5 protein-coding genes are annotated in these 4,252 nt (G+C 71.4%); all 5 read left to right on the top strand.

Annotation, left to right across the window (positions count from 1 at the left end; translation table 11 throughout):
• Positions 1 to 737 (top strand): BTAD domain-containing putative transcriptional regulator (locus ACJ73U_RS34800; protein ID WP_407782003.1); only part of this gene is annotated, 737 nt, incomplete at its 5' end.
• 202 nt (positions 738 to 939) lie between these two features.
• On the top strand, positions 940 to 1,491 hold the full coding sequence (locus ACJ73U_RS34795) for a YbaB/EbfC family nucleoid-associated protein (RefSeq protein ID WP_407782002.1): 552 nt from the start codon (positions 940 to 942) through the stop codon (positions 1,489 to 1,491).
• On the top strand, positions 1,491 to 1,820 hold the full coding sequence (locus tag ACJ73U_RS34790; protein ID WP_407782001.1) for a hypothetical protein: 330 nt from the start codon (positions 1,491 to 1,493) through the stop codon (positions 1,818 to 1,820). Before ACJ73U_RS34795 ends, ACJ73U_RS34790 begins: the two co-directional genes overlap by 1 nt.
• Complete coding sequence (locus tag ACJ73U_RS34785; RefSeq protein ID WP_407782000.1) at positions 1,817 to 3,328, top strand: hypothetical protein; 1,512 nt, start codon at positions 1,817 to 1,819, stop codon at positions 3,326 to 3,328. The genes ACJ73U_RS34790 and ACJ73U_RS34785 overlap by 4 nt, the downstream gene beginning before the upstream one ends.
• Before the next feature lie 495 nt (positions 3,329 to 3,823).
• A partial coding sequence (locus ACJ73U_RS34780) for a hypothetical protein (RefSeq protein ID WP_407781999.1) occupies positions 3,824 to 4,252 on the top strand: 429 nt, incomplete at its 3' end.

Below are 4,252 nucleotides of genomic sequence, written 5' to 3'. Positions count from 1 at the left end.
GTCGGCCGGTCGAGCTCGGCGGGCCCCGCATCCGCACGCTCCTCGCGGTGCTGACGGCCAACGCGGGCCGGGTGACCGGTGTCGGTGCCCTCGCCAGCGCGCTCTGGGGGGCGGCGAGTCCGCCACACGCACACCGGACGGTGCTGACCTACCTGTCGCGGTTGCGCCGCGCGTTGCTGCCGGCGGCGACCGCGCTGGGTGGGCGGGAGCTGCTCGAGACGCATCCGGCCGGCTACGCGTTGCGCCTGCCGGCGCACCTGGTCGACACCCAGCGGTTCGAGCGTCTCGTGGTGGAGGGACGCGCCGCGCTGGCGGGGTCACGGCCGGAGATCGCCGCCGAGTCGTTGTCGCTCGCGCTGGCACTGTGGCGGGGTGAGGCGTACGAGGAGTTCGCCGGCGTCCCGGCGTTGCGGTCGGAGGCGACACGACTGCGGGAGCTGCGGCTGTCCGCCATGGCGGACCGCGTCGACGCCGAGCTCGCGACCGGCGCCGGCGGGACGCTGATCGACGAGCTGACCGGGCTGACCGAGCTGTACCCCGGGCACGATCGGTGGTGGGCGCAGCTGATGGTCGCGCTGTACCGGGCCGGCCGGCAGGCGGACGCGTCCACCGTGTTCGGGCGGGCCCGCGCGGTGCTCGTCGAGCGGTTCGGCCTGGACCCGTCGCCCCGGCTGGTCGAGACGCACCGGCAGGTGCTGGACAACGACGTCCGGCTCATGCACCAAGGGACGCGGTGAGTCCTCGCCACTCTTCCGCCGGCCGGAAACGGGCAAAGGAATATCGACCAGTCAAAGCACTCGCGAAATGTCGAATCCGCCCAAACTTTGCCACAGCAGCATGAACACGGCGGGAATGTTCGTACCGCTCCATCGCGGAGCGGAACAGCGATAGCGTGCACCGGAGAAAACGCGAACCGCAGAAGTACACCCGGGAGTTCCGGTGGACCCGAAACAGATCGTCGACTCCTACACGCAGGACGTCTCGGCCCTCGCCGCGCGTGCGACCGAGGCCAGGGAGCGGATCCGGCACCTGGCCGGCACGGCGTCCAGTCAGGACGGCGCGGTGACCGTCACGGTCAACGGGGGCGGTGCGCTGCAGAGCCTGTCGTTCGGGCCGGCCGCCGACCGGGTTCCGCGCGAGCGGCTGGCCGAGGTGGTGATGGCGACCGCCCGGCGGGCACAGGCGCAGGCGTCCCAGCAGATCCTCGCGATCATGACCCCGCTGGTCGGCGAGGACAGCGACGCGATGCGGTTCGTCGAGGAGCAGATCCCGCCGGCGCATCTGCCGGAGGAAACGGCGGAAGCGGAACTGTCGGACAACCCGGGCGGGCAGGCGCTCAACGAGGAGTACCTCGCCGAGCCGCCGCCACCGAACCGGCCGGAAGTACCACCGAACCGGCCGGAACCGCCGCCCGTCCGCCGCCGTCCGATGGCGGACGAGGACGAGAGCTTCGGTATGGACAGTCCACTGTCCCGTGAGGAGGACTGGTGATGGCACCACCGGATGGCGACGGGTTCCAGCTGGACCCGGCCGAGTTGCAGACTCACGAGACCCAGGTGCGCGACCTCATGTCCAACGTCGACGGCGCGACCCGCTCGGCGCTCCAGCCCATCGACATCAACGCGTTCGGGTTGATCGGCTCGACCTGGTCGTGGGCACTGCACTACTGGACCGACGGCGCCGACAAGGCGATCTCCGCGTCGGTCACCGCCGGCAACCACATCGCCGACCAGCTCAAGGCGATGCGTGAGAGCACCGTCCAGATCGACCGGACCCACGCGGACACGTTCGACAACATCAACCGGGGAGAGGGTCGATGACCGAGGGCAACCCCCTGCTCGCCGAGTCGGAGGGGCAGGCGAACCCCAACCCGATCACCCACCCGCTGTCCAACTTCACCATCGCGCCGACCGACCTCGAACACGGCGGGCTGACCAAGTCGACCGAGGGCGCCGGGCTGTTCAACGACGTCGCGTCCACCATCCAGGACGGCGCCACCGGCAACTGGGGCGGCTTCGCGATGGACCTCGCCGCCGACGGCCTCGACGGCCTCGGGATGGCCATGGACCCCCTCGGCAGCCTCGCCGGGGCCGGCATCGGCTGGCTGATCGAGCACGTCAGCTTCCTCAAGAAGCCGTTGGACTGGCTCGCCGGCGACCCGGAGGCGGTCACCGCCAAGGCGCAGACGCTGCAGAACGTCGCCGAGCACCTGCGGTCCAGCGCCGAGAACTACGTCAACTCGGTGGGCACCCTGCAGAAGACCCAGGGCCAGGCCGCCGACGGCTACCGCCAGGCGGCGCAGAACTACCAGCAGGCGGTGAACGGCCTCGCCGCCCACGTCGACGGCGCCACCCAGGCGATGCACACCGCGGCGATGATCGTCGGCACCACGCGCAGCATCGTCCGCGACTCGATCTCCCAGTTCGTCGGCGACGCCATCGTCAAGTTCATCGCCGCGAGCGCGCTGGCCCCGGTCACCTTCGGGGGCAGCGAGGCCGTGTTCATCGCCGACGAGGTCGCCGAGGGCGCCTCGCTGGCGGCCAGCAACGCCGGCAAGGTGAGCAAGGTCGTGCGGGAGACCGAGCAGCTGGCCAAGGGCGCGAAGAAGTCCGAGACCGCCCTGCGCGACGCCGGCGAGGGCTTCGAGCGGGCGGCGGGTCGCGAGGCCGGCAAGGTCGACGACTTCAACACGAGGGCGGCCGCGCACACCGAGCGGGTGCACGAGCATGGCGCACGCTCCCAGGACCAGCTGGGGCAGGAGGCCGCGCACAACGAGCGGGCGGTCGACAACGAGCAGAACCTGGGCGCCAACCGCGACGCGCTCGGCCGCAACCAGAACGAGCTGGACCGGTCGCTGCGAGACCACGACCGCGGCGGGACACGGCGGCTCAACCGGGAGCGCGAACCGCTCAAGGACGAGAACCGCGCGCTCAACCAGGAGGACCGGGCACTGAACCGGGAGCGCCACGACCTCGAACAGAGCCACAACCAACTGCGCCACGAGGGCAACGACATCAACCACGACTCCGGCCAGCTGGCCCACGAACGCGAGGAGATCATCGACGGCCGCGTGGAGGACTTCCACGACCACGGCATCGGCCCGGCCGGCAACCTGCACCGCTGGGTCGAGGACCACCCGGCGGCGGGCGTGGCCGAGCACGTCATCGACGCCGGTAAGGAGGCCGGGATGAACGTGGTCACCAACGAGGGCACCCGCACGGCCGGCATCCAGTACGAGTACGAGGAGAAGCTGGAAGAACAGGGCGAGATCCCCGACGGCAGCTTCGTCGAGGAGCGGGTTCCCGCTGACCGCGGCTCGGGGGAGTGACGCCCCGAACCGGCGAACCCCATCACCAGATCCGGGACCGTTCTCGGTGGCCGCGGTGCTCGGGTGCCGGGGGTGGCTGAGGTGCGTGGGGTGCTTGGGTGCCCGGAATAGCCGAGGCGCGAGACGGCCGAGTTGCCCGAGTTGGCCATGGGGGCCGAGACGGCCGCGTTGGCCAAGACGGCGAGGTGGTCGAGGCGGCCAGGACGGCCGAGATAGCCGAGGCCGAGTTGGCCAAGGTGGGCAAGGAGGCCGGCATCGCCGCCAGGTGTGAGGTGCGCCGGGGAGAGGGCTGCTGGCCGGTAGTTTCGTGAAGGAGGAGCGGTCCTGCTGATGATGGCTCGGGCGGCGATCGCGCCGGCGACCTGGATCGTTGAGTCGAGGAACATCCCCGGAGCGGAGTGAGGAGGCGGTCGGCGTGGCGAGGAGCTGGCGTGAAGAAGGAGCGGGACGTGCTGCCGGGCGGTGCCTTCGTCGCGGGGGAGCGGGTTTGCGCTGATGTCGGCTCCCGATAGCGATGCCCGCGTCGGTGACCTGCCGCCCGGGCCGGGACTGGCTCGCCGGTGGTCGGTGGGGCTGCCCTGCGTGCTCGGCGGGATGGTGCTGCCGATGGCGCTCGCCGATGTCGTGGCGGTCTGGCACAACTGGCTGACCCGGCCCGCCACCGCGTTGTCGGAGGTGATCGCCGACTTCACCCCGGCCGTGGCGCTCTGGAGTGGGTTGGCCCTGCTCGCCGGTCTGGTCGCGGTGCTGGTCGACCGGCGGGAGGTGTTGGCCTGGCCGAGGATCGGCCTGCTGGTCGCCGCGCCGTCCCTGGTCGCCATGGGGGTCGTCGGGGCCGTGTCGGGGCTGCGGTCCGCGAACCACTGGCACCTCCTGCTGCTGCTCGACGTCCCCCTCGCGGCACTGCTCGGCGCCGGTGGCTTC

Origin of the sequence: Actinophytocola sp. (genome assembly GCF_045807065.1) — a bacterium.
GTDB lineage: Bacteria > Actinomycetota > Actinomycetes > Mycobacteriales > Pseudonocardiaceae > Actinophytocola.
This window is presented reverse-complemented; position numbering and strand designations above follow the sequence as displayed.

Excerpts from the sequence above, each read along its gene's own strand:
- ACJ73U_RS34785 (WP_407782000.1), top strand. The coding sequence starts at position 1,817 with ATGACCGAGGGCAACCCCCTGCTCGCCGAGTCGGAGGGGCAGGCGAAC.
- ACJ73U_RS34790 (WP_407782001.1), top strand. The coding sequence starts at position 1,491 with ATGGCACCACCGGATGGCGACGGGTTCCAGCTGGACCCGGCCGAGTTG.